The sequence below is a fragment of the Phytobacter sp. RSE-02 genome (assembly GCF_040578655.1).
GTDB classification, from domain to species: domain Bacteria; phylum Pseudomonadota; class Gammaproteobacteria; order Enterobacterales; family Enterobacteriaceae; genus Phytobacter; species Phytobacter diazotrophicus.
Genome location: NZ_JBEULY010000014.1, coordinates 32,130 through 49,849 on the forward strand (window position 1 = coordinate 32,130; position 17,720 = coordinate 49,849).

At 54.0% G+C, this 17,720-nt stretch carries 15 protein-coding genes and 1 pseudogene; 5 read left to right on the top strand and 11 right to left on the bottom strand.

What is annotated here, in order from left to right:
• Positions 1-12: 12 nt before the first annotated feature.
• The 9 genes from recC to rppH form a co-directional block, all read right to left on the bottom strand.
• Complete coding sequence (gene recC, locus ABU190_RS22275; protein ID WP_354692427.1) at positions 13-3,384, bottom strand: exodeoxyribonuclease V subunit gamma; 3,372 nt, start codon at positions 3,382-3,384, stop codon at positions 13-15.
• A 12-nt stretch (positions 3,385-3,396) separates the two neighbouring features.
• Complete coding sequence (locus ABU190_RS22280; RefSeq protein WP_354692428.1) at positions 3,397-3,717, bottom strand: prepilin-type N-terminal cleavage/methylation domain-containing protein; 321 nt, start codon at positions 3,715-3,717, stop codon at positions 3,397-3,399.
• The gene (locus ABU190_RS22285; RefSeq protein ID WP_039077105.1) at positions 3,702-4,109 is read right to left on the bottom strand and encodes a DUF2509 family protein; all 408 of its coding nucleotides are present in this window, start codon (positions 4,107-4,109) and stop codon (positions 3,702-3,704) included. Before ABU190_RS22285 ends, ABU190_RS22280 begins: the two co-directional genes overlap by 16 nt.
• Complete coding sequence (locus tag ABU190_RS22290; RefSeq protein WP_354692429.1) at positions 4,106-4,669, bottom strand: prepilin peptidase-dependent protein; 564 nt, start codon at positions 4,667-4,669, stop codon at positions 4,106-4,108. Before ABU190_RS22290 ends, ABU190_RS22285 begins: the two co-directional genes overlap by 4 nt.
• Entirely contained in the window at positions 4,663-5,127 is a 465-nt protein-coding gene (locus ABU190_RS22295; RefSeq protein ID WP_354692430.1) for a prepilin peptidase-dependent protein, read from the bottom strand. The genes ABU190_RS22290 and ABU190_RS22295 overlap by 7 nt, the downstream gene beginning before the upstream one ends.
• 184 nt (positions 5,128-5,311) lie before the next feature.
• Positions 5,312-6,106 (bottom strand): thymidylate synthase, encoded by a 795-nt coding sequence (thyA, locus tag ABU190_RS22300; RefSeq protein ID WP_354692431.1) that lies wholly within the window; start codon positions 6,104-6,106, stop codon positions 5,312-5,314.
• Positions 6,107-6,112: 6 nt separating this feature from the next.
• Complete coding sequence (gene lgt, locus ABU190_RS22305) at positions 6,113-6,988, bottom strand: prolipoprotein diacylglyceryl transferase (protein WP_039077108.1); 876 nt, start codon at positions 6,986-6,988, stop codon at positions 6,113-6,115.
• 597 nt (positions 6,989-7,585) lie between these two features.
• Positions 7,586-9,832: a phosphoenolpyruvate--protein phosphotransferase gene (gene ptsP, locus ABU190_RS22310; protein WP_039077109.1), complete on the bottom strand. Its 2,247-nt coding sequence runs from the start codon at positions 9,830-9,832 to the stop codon at positions 7,586-7,588.
• Positions 9,833-9,844: 12 nt separating this feature from the next.
• Positions 9,845-10,375, bottom strand: coding sequence for an RNA pyrophosphohydrolase (rppH, locus tag ABU190_RS22315; protein ID WP_039077110.1), 531 nt, complete (start codon positions 10,373-10,375; stop codon positions 9,845-9,847).
• 452 nt (positions 10,376-10,827) lie between these two features.
• Between rppH and ABU190_RS22320 the strand changes: the two are divergent.
• From ABU190_RS22320 to ABU190_RS22340, 5 genes and pseudogenes are all read left to right on the top strand, one after another.
• Positions 10,828-10,902, top strand: a pseudogene (locus ABU190_RS22320) (hypothetical protein); the annotation flags it as partial.
• Positions 10,903-11,053: 151 nt separating this feature from the next.
• The gene (mutH, locus tag ABU190_RS22325) at positions 11,054-11,749 is read left to right on the top strand and encodes a DNA mismatch repair endonuclease MutH (RefSeq protein ID WP_354692432.1); all 696 of its coding nucleotides are present in this window, start codon (positions 11,054-11,056) and stop codon (positions 11,747-11,749) included.
• Between the two features lie 61 nt (positions 11,750-11,810).
• Positions 11,811-12,524, top strand: a complete 714-nt coding sequence (locus ABU190_RS22330) for a TerC family protein (protein ID WP_354692433.1) — start codon at positions 11,811-11,813, stop codon at positions 12,522-12,524.
• Positions 12,525-12,666: 142 nt separating this feature from the next.
• Positions 12,667-12,885 carry a lipoprotein YgdR gene (ygdR, locus tag ABU190_RS22335; RefSeq protein WP_039077112.1) on the top strand — a complete coding sequence of 73 codons (219 nt, stop codon included), beginning with the start codon at positions 12,667-12,669 and terminating at the stop codon, positions 12,883-12,885.
• A 133-nt stretch (positions 12,886-13,018) separates the two neighbouring features.
• Positions 13,019-14,059: an NADP(H)-dependent aldo-keto reductase gene (locus ABU190_RS22340; protein WP_354692434.1), complete on the top strand. Its 1,041-nt coding sequence runs from the start codon at positions 13,019-13,021 to the stop codon at positions 14,057-14,059.
• A gap of 32 nt (positions 14,060-14,091) precedes the next feature.
• Here ABU190_RS22340 and lplT read toward each other — a convergent pair whose 3' ends face one another.
• Together lplT and aas are read right to left on the bottom strand one after the other, a co-directional pair.
• Entirely contained in the window at positions 14,092-15,285 is a 1,194-nt protein-coding gene (gene lplT, locus ABU190_RS22345; RefSeq protein ID WP_354692435.1) for a lysophospholipid transporter LplT, read from the bottom strand.
• Complete coding sequence (gene aas / locus ABU190_RS22350) at positions 15,278-17,437, bottom strand: bifunctional acyl-ACP--phospholipid O-acyltransferase/long-chain-fatty-acid--ACP ligase (protein ID WP_193794296.1); 2,160 nt, start codon at positions 17,435-17,437, stop codon at positions 15,278-15,280. The genes lplT and aas overlap by 8 nt, the downstream gene beginning before the upstream one ends.
• Positions 17,438-17,720: the final 283 nt, after the last annotated feature.

Below are 17,720 nucleotides of genomic sequence, written 5' to 3' on the forward strand. Positions count from 1 at the left end.
ATTTTTATACAATCATTTGGACTGATTAAATCGATACAGCGGTAACAGGTAACGCTGCGAAAGTGTCGTTATCTGCAGGTAATGCTCAGGGGTGAGGGTTCTCCACAGCCTCTGATACCAGATATCTTCACCTTCGCCGGTTGAAAACAAACCGCCTTCATACGCTTGCAAGAATTTACTTTGCGCTTTTTGCAGCGTTGTCTCATCCGATAACATGGCATCAATTGCTGCGTCGTAACAGGCTTTTATCCATGCGCCACCGCTTTCTGGTAGCAGCAGCAATGGTTTTGCCATTCCTTCGCGATAGCCTTCAATCATGAGCGCCAAATGTTGCAATGCGTCGTCCGGCTTCATCGCAGGGAAACGCCATTCGCCACCACTGCGGACAAATAAACGACTCTCCCCAACCCCGCCGCTAGCACAGTAGACAAGATGCTCAAGCCAAAGTTGCAAGCCCTGGGTAACGCTGAGTTTCGATGGTCGCCAGCGTAGCAGGCCATCGGGCTGTACATGCGCCAGCCATCCACTCAGATGCACGCCTGCGCATTCCAGATCGACCTCCATGCTTTGACCGGGCTGGCGCTGCGCGATCACCCGGTCTGCCAGCTCCTGCATTTCAAGCTGCTGGGCTTCCCAGATAATCTCGCCAAACGCGCCATAGGGCAATGCTCCTGCCGCACGATAGTGACGAAAAAGCTTTTCAACGTCCTGTTGGTCCACCAGCGCATTGAGCAGTTCCTGGTTGAGCTGGTAGCGACTTAGCCCTTCCAGAATAAAAGGTTCGGCATCGGGGATATCGCTCTCTTCCGCACGGAAATTGACGCGCAGTCGCATCTGGAAGAAGGCGCGTACCGGGTGTGCCCAGAAACGCAACAGTTGCTCAAGCGTGAGCGATTCCAGCGCAAGCGGGGAAAGTTGCTGAATAAATTCAGGGTGCGCCGTGCCCTGTTGGCTTGCCGCGGGCAACCAGTCGCTGGCAAAACTTTGCCATTCGCCAGGGCGGAAATTGGCAGCATCAAACGGCATACGAGGGTGTAGATAGCAAATATGTTCTTTAACGCGCTTTTCACTCTCATCGCAATTTAGCGCTTCATCACCCGGCAGGCAGTGGCTTTGCCCAATATAATCAAGTAACTCCTGCACCAGCACAGACGGAAAACGTTCGCTGTTATCCTGAATCGAGCGACCGATATAGCTGATGTAGAGTTTTTCCTGCGCGGAAATCAACGCCTCAAGGAACAGGTAGCGGTCATCATCACGACGGCTACGGTCGCCGCGCTGGGATTGATGGCTCATCAGGTCGAACCCCAGCGGTGCAAGGGTTCGCGGGTAGACGCCGTCATTCATACCCAACAGGCATACCACTTTAAAAGGGATAGAACGCATTGGCATCAGAGTACAGATATTCACCGGCCCGGCCAGAAAGCGCTGGCTGATGCGCTCCTGATCGAGACGCTGCGCCAGTTCGTCGCGCAAGACGGAAAGTGGGATATCTTCGCCGTACGCCGCATCAATACCCTGTGCAATTATCGCCTGCCACTGCTGTTCGATAAGCGCCAGCGCGGCTTCTGTGTCCTGATCGGGCAGGAAAAAGTCATTGAGCATCTCCCGACAGACCGGCAGCCACTCTTCAAGCGGACGCGCCTGCGCCAGTCCCTGCCGCCAGGTATTAAGCTGCATGAGCAAGGAAGCGAGATGACCGACCAGCTCAGCAATCAGCCCGCTGGATTCATCATAAGGCAGAATGGATTGCCATTCCCCCTGACGACTTTCCATCGCGTATCCCAGCAGCATGCGGGTTAAACCAAATTGCCAGGTATGTTGTCCGGTCGCCGGGAGTTCCAGTTCGCGGACATTATCATCATCCATACCCCAGCGAATGCCCGACTCATTGACCCACTGGCGCAGGTAACGCAATCCCTCTTCATCAATATTGAAACGCGCCGCCAGTACGGGGACATCCAGCAGCGCCAGTACGTCTTCCGAAACAAAGCGGCTATCGGGTAACGACAGCAAACTAATAAATGCCTGTAGCGCCGGATGCGCCTGACGTGCACGGCGATCAGAAATGGCGTAAGGAATGTAACGCTCACCCACAGCGCTACCAAAAACAGACTGGATATACGGACTGTAGCTGTCGATATCAGCCACCATCACCACAATGTCTCTTGGCGTTAGCGACGGATCGGCCTCCAGCATCGCCAGCAGATTGTCATGTAATACTTCCACTTCCCGCTGTGGGCTATGGCAGATATGAACCGTCACACTACGGTCGTCAGGCTCAAGCAGGCGCTTTTTATCGCTGCGCTCATACTCTTCGGCATTCACTCCTGCGACGGCACTATTTTGCAGTTCCAACATGTCGTATTGCAGGTTCTGTAGAATGTGCCCAGGCGTAACATCGACAAACGCATCCAGGTCCTGGTAATTCTCCAGCCCGGCAAGCAGGTGCACATAATCGCGCCCCAGTTTGCCCCATGAGGCAAGCAGTGGGTTCGGTAAATTTTGCTCACCATCGCTGTTAAACAAGCCTTGTACAGCGCTCGCATCACGAAAAAGAGGCAGCGTTCGCTCGTCGCGATGATGTCGGCGCTGGCGGGTCAGCAATTTGGCTAAAAATGCCGGGTCTTTAATATCACCCCAGTAGTAGCGGCAAGGGTTGGTAAAGAGCAGGTGTACATCGATATGCTTACCCAGCGCCTGTAACGCCTGTAGGTAGACTGGCGGCAGCGCTGAAATGCCACATATAAATACGCGCGACGGTAACCCAGGCGGGCACTGTTCAGCCGATTCAAGCACATTGATAAAGCGCTGATAAAGATTGGCGCGGTGCCAGTGCGGCTGTCCAAGCTCGGCTGTATGCTCCACCAGGCGGCGCCATAGCGGCGCCTGCCAGATTTGCGCCTCATCAAGACCATCCACTTTTTTCCCGGCTTCCCACAAGGTGAGCCACTCCGGGCGATAGACAAGGTATTGGTCGAAAAGATCTGCAATACGGGAGGAAAGCTGAAACAGCTTGCGCTTGTCGTCGTCATCGCTCAGGTAGTGGCGCAACATGACAAATTCGTCGTGCTCCAGCATCTCCGGTAGCAGCGACATCAGTTTCCAGCTCATACTCTGTTTATTAAATGCGCTCTCTTTTGGGATGTCCGGCAGGACACGCACAAACATATCCCAGATAAAACTGGCGGGGAGCGGAAAGTCGATATTGGCGGCAATGCCAAACTTCTGCGCCAGCGTCATTTGCAGCCATTGCGCCATACCCGTGCTCTGAACCAGCACCACTTCGGGTTCAAAAGGATCGCTGAGGTGATCGCGTTCAACGATAAACTCCATCAATGCTTCCAGCACATCCAAATGATTGGAGTGATAAACCCTTAGCATACGTGCTCCTGACTACTGGCTGTTTGGGCAAAATGTTCGCGTCATTTGCCCTTTTCTGCCCACTGGCGAAATGATAATAACCCTGATGCTGACACATCCCTGGTCGCTTGTCTGCTCCTTCTGTACCTGCCACCCTGCGGGTAGCGGCGGCGGATACATTTGCGCCTGCTGCCAGGCGTGGCGCCACAAAAGCCGGTACTGGCTCCATGCGTGAAAACCGGAGGCGAGCGCCCGATGATAGCCTCCCAGCGCGGTAACCACCATCACCAGCAAAACGATAGCCAGCAGCACTTCGGGCAGGCTAAATCCGCGCTGTCTTATGGAATCTGACATAGCGCCGTTTCCTTACTTGGGCAAAAATCACTCCAGCCGTGTGCGGAAAACACCACATTGTTACGCTCAATATGCCCGCCTCGCCATAAACGCTGTTTGCCACTTCCCACGGTTAATAACACGGCCTGGTCAGTGAGTACACGTAGGCATGCCTGCCAGGGTTCAGTGGGGTGTTGCAGACATTGCAACGCGGGCTCCCTGAGCCAGGGGTGCCTTTGCGCCCACATCATCGCCGACTGCACCTGCGCATACTGGCGAAGGTGCTCGCTCTCCGTGCTCACCCGGCGTATATGGGTCTTCAATTGCTGGTTTAACCCATTAAGCATCAGGCTACCGAGTATGAGCATAAGCAGCACCAGTGCCAGTGAAGACATCCCGCGCTCACGGTTCACAAGTTAAAACCACTCACGCTAAAGGCAGCCGAAATATGTTGCGTGTTCTGCTCTTTGATTTGGCCTGCAAGACTGATGGTAAAGACAGGCGCAAACCCAATCGTTTTCTGCCGGGTAACCGTAAACAGGGTAATATCTACCGTATTGGGATCCGTCATTTTATCCCAGCCCTTTCCCTCGCAGGATGTCGCGCCGCGCAAGGTTTCCAGCACGCCGTTTTGCAGGCGAAACCCCGTCTGGTCGGCATCGCTGGCTGGCGATGTTTCCCATCGTCCGTTGCTGTTAGCATCCCATTGCACCACCACGCAACTCCCATTACGCCCGATAGTCAACGCTTGCCCCACACATTCACCATTGCAATATCCGGCACGCTGAATGTGCCTGGCAACGGTATACAGGCGCTGCCAGAGTTCATCTTCAAGCATCTGATGACGAGTCTGTTGCAGCACAGCAAACTGTAACGCGGGAAGAAAGCGCGCCGCCGCCAGCAGAATAACGCTCCCTATCGCCATCGCCAGCAAGGTCTCCAGCAAGGAAAACCCCTGTTGCCGGTCTAACATGATTCGTCCGCCGCACCTTGACACATCCGTATCCTCCCCCAACCCGACACCACGATCCGCCACTCACCCGCATCACTTGCGACCCGAATATGCCCTCCCCATGCCGTATTACGCAGGCCATAGAAACCTAATGAAGGTGTAATTTCCACAAGGTTAACCTCAGGCGATACTGGGCGCATAAGATACGGGGAGTCGATCGAGCAGCTTGTTTGCAGCTCCTGGGTATGCAGGCACCAGGCATCCTCAGAACGGGATGCCAGAATAAGCCGCTCCTGGTTATGCCAGTTGGCATCATCGCGCAGCATCACCAGGAAATGCCGCACCTGTAACGCGGTTTGCCATAAGCGCTGCTGGGCCTGCCAGGTACGCCAGCCGGTAATGCCGATGCCGCTCAGAATAACGATCAGCGCCACCGCAACCATCGTCTCAATCAGAGTAAATCCGTGTTCGTTTTTCATGGCGGCAGTCTGGCGCAGCATCGTCATAATGGCGAGCGGCCGGCGCCCGTTTTACGAGACGTCACGAAACAAACTGGCGGGTTTGCAGTGGGTTACAAACGGTCTGGAAGATATGCCGAAGAATACGTAATGAGGATAAAAAAACCGGCGCTCTGTGGCGCCGGTTATGCGATGCTGCGTTCGGTCAGATGGCGACCGAGGCTTTAATCGCCGGGTGCGGATCGTAGCCTTCGATTTCAAAATCATCGAAGCGGTAATCAAACAGCGATGCGGGTTTACGCTTGATTTTGAGCGTGGGCAGCGCACGCGGTTCGCGGCTCAGTTGCAGGCGCGTTTGCTCCAGGTGGTTGCTGTACAGGTGAGTATCGCCACCGGTCCAGACAAAATCCCCAGGTTCCAGGTCACACTGTTGCGCCATCATATGCACCAGTAATGCGTAGCTGGCGATATTAAAAGGCAGACCAAGGAAGATATCGCAAGAGCGCTGGTAGAGCTGGCAGGAGAGCTTGCCGTCCGCGACATAGAACTGGAAAAACGCGTGGCACGGCGCAAGAGCCATTTTATCCAGTTCGCCCACGTTCCAGGCAGACACGATGATACGGCGTGAATCCGGATCGTTTTTCAACTGGTTCAGTACGGTCGAGATCTGATCAATATGACGGCCATCCGGCGTTGGCCAGGCACGCCACTGTTTGCCATAAACCGGCCCGAGGTTGCCCTGCTCATCAGCCCATTCATCCCAGATAGAGACCTTATTCTCTTTCAGGTAAGCGATGTTGGTATCGCCCTGCAGGAACCACAGCAGCTCATGAATAATGGAGCGCAAATGGCAACGCTTGGTGGTCACCAGCGGAAAACCGTCCTGCAGATTAAAGCGCATCTGATGACCAAAAATAGAGAGCGTGCCCGTCCCTGTACGGTCGTTTTTCGGGGTGCCCTCATTGAGCACCTTTTGCATCAGTTCTAAATACTGTTTCATGGTTCCTCAGGAAACGTGTTGCGGCGCACGACGACGATACGCCCAAACCATCATGATAATACCCGCAACAATCATCGGGATGGAGAGGATCTGCCCCATGCTGATGTATTGCACCCACGTCCCCGTAAATTGTGCATCCGGCTGGCGGAAGAACTCAACGATGATACGGAACGCGCCATAGCCAATCAGGAACAGGCCAGACACAGCCCCCATCGGGCGAGGTTTGCGGATATAGAGATTCAGGATAATGAATAACACGATGCCTTCCAGCACCAGCTCATACAACTGGGAAGGATGACGAGGCAGAACGCCGTAAGTGTCAAAAATGGATTGCCACTGCGGATGAGACGGCAGTAATGCGGCATCTTCTGCGCGCGACCCCGGGAAGAGCATTGCCAGCGGGAAGCTCGGATCGACACGGCCCCACAGTTCGCCGTTGATAAAGTTACCCAGACGTCCGGCACCCAGACCAAAAGGAATCAGCGGGGCAATAAAATCTGCAACCTGGAAAAAGTTACGTTTGGTGCGTTTGGCAAAGACGATCATCACGACGATAACGCCGATCAAGCCGCCGTGGAAAGACATGCCGCCGTCCCAGACGCGGAACAAATACAGCGGATCGTTGAGGAAGATCGGGAAGTTGTAGAAGAGAACGTAGCCAATACGCCCGCCCAGGAACACCCCAAGAAAGCCTGCGTAGAGCAGATTTTCAACTTCATTTTTCGTCCAGCCACTGCCAGGACGGCCAGCACGACGGGTTGCGAGCCACATGGCAAAGACAAAGCCAACGAGGTACATCAACCCGTACCAGTGAAGAGAAACCGGCCCAATGGAAAAAATTACTGGATCAAATTCAGGAAAACGCAGATAGCCACTATTCATCTGTCACCACAACATGTTGTTATTCCGCCGAAAGTGGACAGCGGTATAGATGCGCGCCCGTTCTGGCGGGCGCTCCAAAGGCGCGAATGATAGCATAAGGAGGTCAGGCTGGATGCGGCGAAGTTGTAAAAGATATGTATACCCGTCATCCTTTACGCCGCAGGTGCGTTGGCTTCCCCAGCGCGCCCCGGTCACATAGTTATCTATGCTCCCGGGAACTTGCTGGCTTGCCGCCTTCCTGCAACGCAAATGATTTAGGGTATTACCCGCCATCCTTTACGCCGCAGGTGTGTTGGCTTCCCCAGCGCGCCCCGGTCACAGAGTTGTCTATGATCCAGGGAACTTGCTGGCTTGCCGCCTTCCTGCAACGCAAATGATTTAGGGTATTACCCGCCATCCTTCACGCCACAGACACGCTGGCTTCCCCACCGTGCCCCGGTCATATAGTTATCTATGCTCCCGGAAACTTGCTGGCTTGCCGCCTTCCTGCAACGCAAATGATTTAGGGTATTACCCGCCATCCTTTACGCCGCAGACACGCTGGCTTCCCCAGCGCGCCCGGATCACAGAGTTGTCTATGATCCAGGGAACTTACGTCTACAACCCACCGCGAATAAGGCCACCCAGACCGCGCCGCTCCATAAATGCCGCGACCTGATGTCGTACTTCGGTCGCCAGTTGCGCCTCAAGCGTACGGTTGGCCAGCGTTTGCGCCTCAGCGAAATCAATACGCCGTAGCAGATATTTAATACGCGCCACCGACTTACCGTTCATCGACAGATGGCTAAAGCCAAGGCCAATCAGCACCGCCACACACATGGGATCTCCCGCCATTTCACCGCATAGACGCAGATCGACGCCCGCCTGTTCGGCTTCTCTGGCAATCATCGCCAGCGCGCGCAACACGGCAGGATGCAGGCTGTCATACATACTAGCCACACGCGTATTGTTACGATCAACCGCCAGAATATACTGAGTAAGGTCATTAGTGCCGATAGAGATAAAGTCGACCCGATTCGCCAGGTGCGAGAGCATAAACACCATTGATGGCACTTCAATCATCACGCCAATACGCGGTTTCGGAATGGCGTAACCAATCATCTCTTCGACTTCACGCCCGGCACGTTCGATCAACCGTTTTGCTTCATCCACCTCATCAATACTAGTGATCATCGGCAGCAGGATACTGAGATTTCCGGTGGCCGCGTTCGCACGCAGCATTGCGCGCACCTGCACAAGGAAGATTTCCGGCTGATCGAGCGTAATCCGGATGCCACGCCAGCCCAGGCACGGGTTCTCTTCGCTTATCGGCATATACGGCAACTGTTTATCCGCGCCGATATCCAGCGTACGCAGGGTCACCGGCTTATCGTTAAACATCTGCAGCATGCCCTGATACTGCGCAACCTGCTCTTCCTCCGACGGGAAACCACTTTGCAACATAAAGGGAATTTCGGTGCGATAAAGCCCGATGCCGTCAATACGACTACCGAGCTTCTCTTCATGCTCCGGACTGAGCCCCGCGTTGAGCATCACCCTGATGCGCTCACCGCTTTTAAGCTGTGCGGCGAGGTTCACATCATCTTCGGCAAGCCGGGTTAATTCATTCTCTTCGGTGATAAGTCGCTGGTATTCCTGCAACAGAACGGGCTCTGGATCCACCAGCAGCTCACCGCGATAGCCGTCCACCACCAGCGTGCGACGATGCAGCACAGAAGGCTGAATATCCGCCCCCATAACCGTCGGGATCCCGAGCGCACGAACCATGATTGCCGCATGGGAGTTGGATGCGCCATCGCGTACGACAACACCCGCGAGCCTGTCATGCGGAAGCTCCGCCAGCGTTGTCGCAGATAACTCATCAGCAACAAGAATAAAGCGTTCCGGCCAGGTATTGGGGCCCTGGATATTATCATCGAGATGGAACAGTAAGCGCTGGCCGAGCGTGCGTAAATCGCCAGAGCGTTCTTTCAGATAACCGTCACTCAATGCCGCAAACTGCTCGGCGAATCGTTCAATGACCGTTTTGACCGCCCATTCAGCGACCAGACCTTTATCTACCTCGGCAAACAGCTCACGGCGCAGACGCGCATCGGAAAGCAGATGCGAGTAAAGATCGAAAATCGCCGCCGTCTCTTTTTGCGCACCCGCAGAAAAGCGCTTGCTATAACGACGAAACTCACCCGCCGCCTCTTCCAGCGCGCTGGTCAGCCTTTCCCGTTCAAGCGTTGTGTTGAGGGTCGAGGCTTCATAAACCTGTTCCATCAACGGCAGCGTTTCATCCATCCAGCCTTCGGCAATGGCCACGCCGGATGACGCAGGAAGCGCGCGAATACGTGTCTGGCGATACTGACCAAACAGCGCGGTTAGCTGCGACTGAGAGAGAATGGCTGCCATTTGGGTAGCCAGCGTCACCAGGAAGGACTCTTCGCTTTCATCGTACTGGCGCAGTTCACGTTGCTGAACAACCAGAACACCGAGAAGCTGACGACGCTGAATAATCGGCACGCCGAGAAAAGCGCGAAAACGCTCTTCTTTTACGGCAGGGATGTATTTAAAACTGGGGTGTTTTTGCGCATCAGCAAGGTTAATAGGTTCCGCCAGCCTGCCTACCAGGCCGACGATACCTTGATCAAATGCGAGAGTGACCGTACGCCCGCGCGGCTTTTTTAAACCGCGAGTCGCCATTAAGTAATAACAACGCCGGTCATGGTCTGCGAGGTAGACGGAGCAAACTTCCGTCTCCATCGCCTCGCAAATATCTGTGACCAGTATTTCCAGCGCTTCGTTCAGTCGCGGCGCGCTGGCAACTTTTTCAACGATTTCTCGCAAGCGGGTGAGCATAATGTGCGTGGCTTAACCTCTTTTACGTCGCCAGGCAGGTGCACTTTGTGGCTTAGGCGGAATCTCCTGAAGCGCCATCACGGCCCCTGCAAACTCTTTCATCACCCGTCGGTAGACATCGCGTTTGAACGACACTACCTGACGAACAGGATACCAGTAGCTCACCCAGCGCCAGCCATCAAACTCAGGGGTACTACTGGTTTGCATATTGACATCAGCATCACTGCTGACCAATTGCAGAAGAAACCATTTTTGTTTCTGGCCGATACAGACCGGCTTTGTATCCCAACGCACCAAACGTTTCGGTAACTTGTAACGCAACCAGTTACGGGTAGAAGCAAGGATTCGAACATCTTTACGATTTAAGCCTACTTCCTCGAACAACTCCCTGAACATCGCCTGCTCCGGAGACTCGCCTGGGTTGATTCCCCCCTGGGGAAACTGCCAGGAGTGCTGCCCGAAGCGTCTGGCCCACATGACCTGGCCCTGTCGATTACAGATTACGATACCCACATTTGGGCGGTAGCCATCGTCATCAATCACCGGACTACCTCAAAATAAACCTGAATTAATCGATTGTTTCACACTCGTGGAAAACGGTAAACCACTCAATTACGACGGAACAAACGGATAACATTTGAATAACTCACAATTATCGGCAAAGTTATAAACAGACGCCCCCTCGCCTGCCCGGTTTTATTCACCTTTTCTGTGGATAGACTTGTGAAGAACCGGAGATTTAACATTGGAAAACCCGGAGTAGTCTGAATATGCCAACAATCAACCCAGTGAATAATTACCTTAAATTCATTGAGTTAATAGCTTTATTTCTGTATTTGCATCACATAATGTGATGATCGTCACTATAGCGATCCTTGTACTGATGAAAGATCGAACAACGTCGTTTTTATCCACAGATTATGCCAATAACTTAGGCACATTTTGTGCAGAAATTCGATTTTCGTCGCACGTCAAGGCTGTAAATCGAAACAGTAGTGACACTTTTACCCAGTTATCCCATTTTTCTGTGGATAACATGGTGTAAGATCCTGTTCATTGTCAGTGACCAGATTTGAACAACCGCGTAGCGAGTTGCGCAACACCACCTTTTTCACGGAAAATTATCTTATGAATCAGTCCCTTTATCAGGACGGGTGGAAAAAGATCGCAGCCATCAACGGTGTGCATAATTGCAGTTCATTTTTTAATCAAGGTTTTAGCATGTCCGCCATACGACCTTTACTATCGTCTCCCGAGTCTGAAATTCAGTTGCTTATCCAGGCGCAACATCTCGCAGGCTACACCCTGGGCGAACTTGCCCGGCTTGCCGGATTGCCTATTCCTCGCGATCTGAAACGCGATAAAGGCTGGACGGGTATCCTGCTGGAGCAGTGGCTCGGCGCCAGTGCAGGCAGTAAACCGGAGCAGGATTTCGCAGCGCTGGGCGTAGAGCTGAAAACGATCCCCATCGATAGCGCGGGTCGGCCGCTGGAGACGACGTTTGTCTGCGTCGCCCCGCTAACAGGCAATACAGGGGTGGTGTGGGAAACCAGCCATGTACGTCATAAATTGCGCCGCGTGTTATGGATCCCCATCGAAGGTTCGCGCGATATTCCCCTTGCCGAGCGCCGCGTAGGCTCACCGCTGCTCTGGAGTCCCAGTGAAGAGGAAGAAACCCAGTTGCGCATGGACTGGGAAGAGTTGATGGACTTGATTGTGCTTGGCCAGGTTGAGCGTATTACAGCGCGTCACGGGGAGGTGTTGCAGTTGCGCCCGAAAGCGGCAAACAGCAAAGCGCTGACCGAAGCCGTCGGCGCACATGGAGAACCTATCCTGACGCTGCCGCGTGGTTTCTATCTGAAAAAGAATTTCACCGGCGCGCTGCTCGCCCGCCATTTCCTGGTGCCAGGGGATTAACTTTTACCTCCGCGCGGCTGGCGCTTATAATCAGCCTTTCTTTTTTGGCAGGACTTTATAGATGTTATTTGCATGGATTACCGATCCCAATGCCTGGCTTGCCCTTGGCACGCTAACGCTGTTGGAGATTGTGCTTGGGATCGACAATATTATTTTCCTCTCACTGGTTGTGGCGAAGCTGCCCACCGCGCAGCGTAACCACGCCCGAAGGCTCGGTCTGGCTGCCGCGATGATCATGCGATTGCTGCTGCTGGCCTCAATTGCCTGGCTGACAAAACTGACCACCCCGCTGTTTAGCGTATTGGATCATGCGGTATCAGCGCGCGATCTGATCCTGTTTTGTGGCGGCGTGTTCCTTATCTGGAAAGCCAGTAAAGAGATCCACGAAACGATCGAAGGTGATGAAGAGGATCTGAAAACCAATGTCCACTCGTTCCTCGGTGCAATCGTACAGATTATGCTGCTGGACATTATTTTCAGTCTCGATTCCGTCATTACCGCGGTTGGCCTGTCCGACCATCTGTTTATTATGATGGCGGCAGTGGTAATTTCAGTTGGCGTGATGATGTTTGCCGCACGCCCTATCGGTGAGTTTGTGAATCGCCATCCTTCGGTGAAAATGCTGGCGTTATCCTTCCTGATTCTGGTGGGCTTTACCCTGATTCTGGAAAGCGTCTCGATTCATGTACCGAAAGGGTATATCTACTTCGCGATGTTCTTCTCTATCACAGTTGAGACGCTCAACTTGATGCGCGGCAAGAAAAACCCGTCGTAATACAAGGCTTCCCCGCAAGGGGAAGCTATTTTCCCCGTCTTTTTGTCCCTGCCCACACTTTAAGATTTTCCCCCTTTTTTGCACTGATACATCAGGTTATTACTAGAATGATGTGAGACACGAGCCAAATGAGGACAGAACGATGAAAAAATGGGCAGTGATTATCTCTGCAGTTGGATTGGCATTTGCAGTTTCAGGTTGTAGTAGTGATTACGTTATGGCAACGAAAGATGGCAGGATGATCCTGACTGACGGTAAGCCAGAAATTGACGATGAAACCGGCCTGGTTAGTTACCATGACCAGCAAGGCAATAAGATGCAGATCAACCGTGATGATGTTTCTCAGATCCTCGAGCGCTAAAAATCTTTAAAAAGGTCAGTCACCTGCTGACCTTTTTTGGTCTCCCCTCTTTCCCTTTGTTCTGCCCTCTGCCATGTTTATATTCCTTTGTCAGGACAACTGACGCAGTAAAGTAAGTTAAAGGAAGCCGGCTATGCACTATCACCGTATCCCCCACAGTTCACTTGAGATAAGTACCCTGGGGCTGGGCACAATGACGTTTGGTGAACAGAACAGCGAAGCCGACGCCCATGCACAGCTTGATTACGCCATCAGCCAGGGGATCAACCTGATTGATGTCGCAGAGATGTATCCCGTCCCACCGCGCCCGGAAACACAAGGGCTGACGGAGACCTATGTCGGTAACTGGCTGGCGAAGCGCGGCAATCGTGAGAAGGTGGTCCTCGCCTCGAAGGTTAGCGGCCCCTCGCGCAATAATGACAATAGCATTCGACCAAACCAGGCGCTGGATCGTAAAAATATCCGCCTCGCGCTTGAAGCGAGCCTGAAACGCCTGCAAACCGATCATCTCGATCTCTACCAGGTGCACTGGCCGCAGCGCCCTACCAACTGTTTTGGTACGCTGGGCTATAAGTGGACGGAATCTGCCCCTGTCGTCACGCTACTGGAAACGCTGGAGGCGCTGACCGAGTTCCAGCGCGCGGGCAAAATTCGCTATATCGGCGTGTCGAATGAAACGGCCTTTGGCGTGATGCGCTATCTGCAACTGGCGGAAAAACACGAATTACCGCGCATCGTCACCATTCAGAACCCCTACAGCCTGCTTAACCGTAGCTATGAAGTGGGTCTGGCTGAGGTGACGCAATATGAAGGGGTTGAGCTGCTGGCTTACTCCTGCCTGGCGTTCGGCACCCTCACCGGGAAATACCTGAACGGTGCGAAACCCGCAGGTGCCCGCAACACCCTGTTCAGCCGCTTTACCCGTTACAGTGGCGAGCAGGCGCAAAAAGCGGTTGCTGCCTACGTGGATATCGCCAAACGCCACAATCTGGATTCGGCGCAGATGGCGCTGGCATTTGTGCGTCGTCAGCCGTTCGTTGCCAGCACCCTTCTGGGCGCAACGACAATGGAACAGTTAAAAACGAATGTGGAAAGTCTGCATCTTACGCTCAGCGAAGAGGTGCTCGCCGAAATTGAAGCGGTGCATCAGGTCTATACCTACCCGGCACCCTAACAGGAATCAGGCCGGGTAACCCGGCCTGTCTCTTAGCGACGGCGTTGCCAAACCCACAGTGCCGCGATTGCCAGCGCAAACAGTACGCCGAACCCGACACCGACACCAACCACTGGCACACCCACTTTGACCGCCAGGGAGTAAAGTCCCAGCATCAACAGCATGGCGGTGTTCTCGCCGAGATTCTGTACCGCAATAGCATTTCCTGCGCCAACAGAACGCTTACCCCGCTCCTGCAACAGCGCATTAAGTGGCACCACGAAAAAACCACCCAGCATGCCGATAAGCATTAAGATTCCATAAGCCGGAAGCACTGCATGTTGTAACGAAAAGAAGGTCACTGCCACGCCAATCAAAATCCCGGCAGGCATACAACGCGCTACCGTCTCAAGCGTAACCAGTTTAGCGGCAAGCCCGGCCCCCACTACAATGCCCACCGCCACCATGGCATTGAGATAGGTCGGCGTGGCGTTATCCGTAATGCCCAGTGCAACGGGCACCCACAGTACCAGCAGAAAACGCAGCGTTACCCCCGCGCCCCAGAACAGGCTGGTACCAACCAGTGAAAAACGCGTCTCGCCATTGCGCCACAACACTGAACAGGCAGAGAAAAAACTGCGCGTCATCGGGGTGAAACGCCATGACTGCCCCGGACGCGCAGCCGCCAGGCGTGGAATCATCAGGTTTGCCACCACTGCACCTGCATAGACCAGTGCACAGACGCCCAGCGAAGCCAGCACGTGCCAGTCAGCCAGAATACCGCCCGCCATGGAACCCAACAGGATCGCGGCAATCGTTGAGGACTCCATCAGCCCGTTAGCTTTGACCAGTTTGTCACCGGTTGTCAGTTCACCCAGGATACCGTATTTCGCCGGGGAATAGGCCGCCGCTCCCACGCCCACCAGGGTATAGCCGATGAAAGGGTTGATACCGATGCAAATGCTGGCCGCCCCCAACAGCTTGAGGCCGTTGGCGACCATCATCACGCGCCCTTTGGGGAAGCTGTCGGCGATCTGCCCGACAAAGGGGGCAAAAAGGATGTAAGCGCCCACAAACACCATCTGCAGGATCGGTTGACTCCAGTCGGGGTAGAACTCCGCTTTTAACAGCGCCAGGGTGGCAAACAGCAGCGCATTATCACCAAAGGCCGACAGGAACTGGGCGACAATGACCGCTTTCATCCCCTTCGACCACAGTGAAGTGTTAGTGGGTACTGACTCATGCATTTTGGGTTTCCGCCTCTTCAACCATGCCTTTTAACGTCACAAAGTCAGGCTTCCCGCTGCCCAGTAACGGCAACTGTTTGAGGAAGCGTATATCGCGCGGAACCGCCAGTTCCGGCACGCCTTGCGCACGCGCCTGCTGCTGGAGTTTCTCGCGCGTCAGTTGTTCATCGGTGGTGAACAGGACCAGCGCCTCGCCTTTGCTGGCGTCGGATTTGATCGCCGTGGCATGCATCTTCTCAGGCGATACCGCCAGCGCCAGTTGTTCCACCATCTCCAGCGAAATCATCTCACCGGCAATTTTGGCAAAGCGTTTGGCACGGCCCTGAATCTGCACGAAGCCTTGCTCATCAAAGCGCACAATATCGCCCGTGTCATACCAGCCGCTTTCCAGCTCACCCTGGGCATTTTCTGCCGCAGGCGCTTCCAGCACGCCGGGTTTCTCCACGCGCAGATAACCGTTCATGATGTTCGGTCCTTTCAGTTGCAGTCGGCCACCGTCATCAATACCCGGCACTTCAAGCAGGCGCGCGTCCATACCGGGCAGAATACGCCCAACGGTACCGGGCTTCGCCGCCATCGGCACGTTGATTGACACCACTGGCGCGCACTCTGTTACTCCGTAGCCCTCCAGAATGCGCAAACCAAATTTGTCCTGCCAAAGCTGACGGGTGCTGTCCTGGAGCTTTTCAGCCCCTGCTACCACATAACGCAGGCGGAAAAAGTCATACGGATTAGCGAAGCGGGCGTAATTCCCCAGGAATGTCGATGTGCCAAACAACACGGTACAGTTCCGGTCGTACACCAGCTCCGGCACAATGCGATAGTGCAGCGGGCTTGGATAAAGGAACACTTCTGCCCCGGTCAACAGCGGCGTAAACAGCCCCACCGTCAGACCAAAAGAGTGGAACAGCGGCAGCGCCGACATAAAGCGATCATTGGCGGTGAAATCGGCAATGGTGCGGATTTGCTCGACGTTCGCCAGAATACTTTTATGACTGTGGACAACCCCTTTCGGATTGCCCTCGGAACCGGAGGTAAAGAGTATGATCGCCGCATCTTCGGGTTTCTGCGGCACCTGCGCCAGACGTGGCATCAGTACGCGGCTAAAGATCCACAGCTTATCTTCCAGCGTGACACTGCCTTTTAAATCTTCCAGATAGACCCAGCGCACCTGGGTTAACTGTTCCGGCAGATGCCAGAGCTTCCCTTTGTCCATAAAGGTACGCGAGGTAAATACCGTTTTGATTTCCGCCGCAGTAATGGCGCTGGTCAGCCCTTTAACACCGGCGGTGTAGTTCATCATTGCCGGAATGCGTCCACGGGCGATGGCGCCAAAAATCACCGCGGCGCTGATACCGGCGTTCGGCAACATCAGGCCGATTTTCTCACCCTGTGCCGTGTATTTGTCGAGAATACGAGCGACAAACAGTGTCTTGGTCAGCAGCTTACGGTAAGTGTCCGGGGTGAAATTAATGTCTTCTACGCAGTGCTTGCCTGCGCCGTAACGATATTGTGCGGCAAGGAAGGCGTCGAATAAGGTTTCGCGCGGACGCACCGCCATGCGGGCTTCCATCATAATCTGATGCAACATCTCACCGGCAATCTTACGGCGGTCACGGGCGCGCGGCGCTTCCGGCATTGGCAGTTGCGTTGGCGGCAGAACATGCAGATGAATCTGTGGGAATAAACGCTGTTTAACCAGCCCTTTCAGGCGGCTGAAAAAGGTCAGCTCCGCCCCTTCTATACGCAGCGGTACGACGGTTGCCGCCGACTTCGCCGCCACAAACCCCGCACCATCGTAGATTTTCATCAGCGAGCCGGACACCGAAATGCGTCCTTCCGGGAAAATCACTACCGGACGCCCTTCGCCAATCAGGCGGACAAGGTGTTTGACGGACATCGGCTTTGTCGGATCCAGCGGCACAAAATCGATGATCGGTTTAAGCCAGCGCATGTACCACTGCTGGCTGATGGAGGTATAAACCGCAAAAACCGGGCGAACAGGAAGAAAGAGCGCCAGCAAAATCCCATCGATAAAGGAGACATGATTGGGGACAATCAGCACGCGCTCGCCGTGCAACGCCTGTGTATTGCCCGTGAGTCGCACACGGAACAGGACGCGAAAGAGGCCACGAAAAAAGCCAAATAACATTTCAACTCCTTTTGTTAGTCAATTCGACAGGTTATGAATAAATTGTGGCAGATTACACGAGAAGTGGGGGGCGGCGAAATGCGGGCGAAAAAAAACCTGCGCATCCGCGCAGGTTGGTGCAAGAAATTAAGTACGAAATGCGTACCGAAATAATCACCAATCAATACCTCTGGGATCTTGATTGTGGCTGGCGGCGCGTTAGCTCGCCAGCAGTAAAAAGCAAGCGAATGAGCCTAAGTGCAACGAGGTGTTTCTAATCATCCAGCTTGTTACACATTGACTT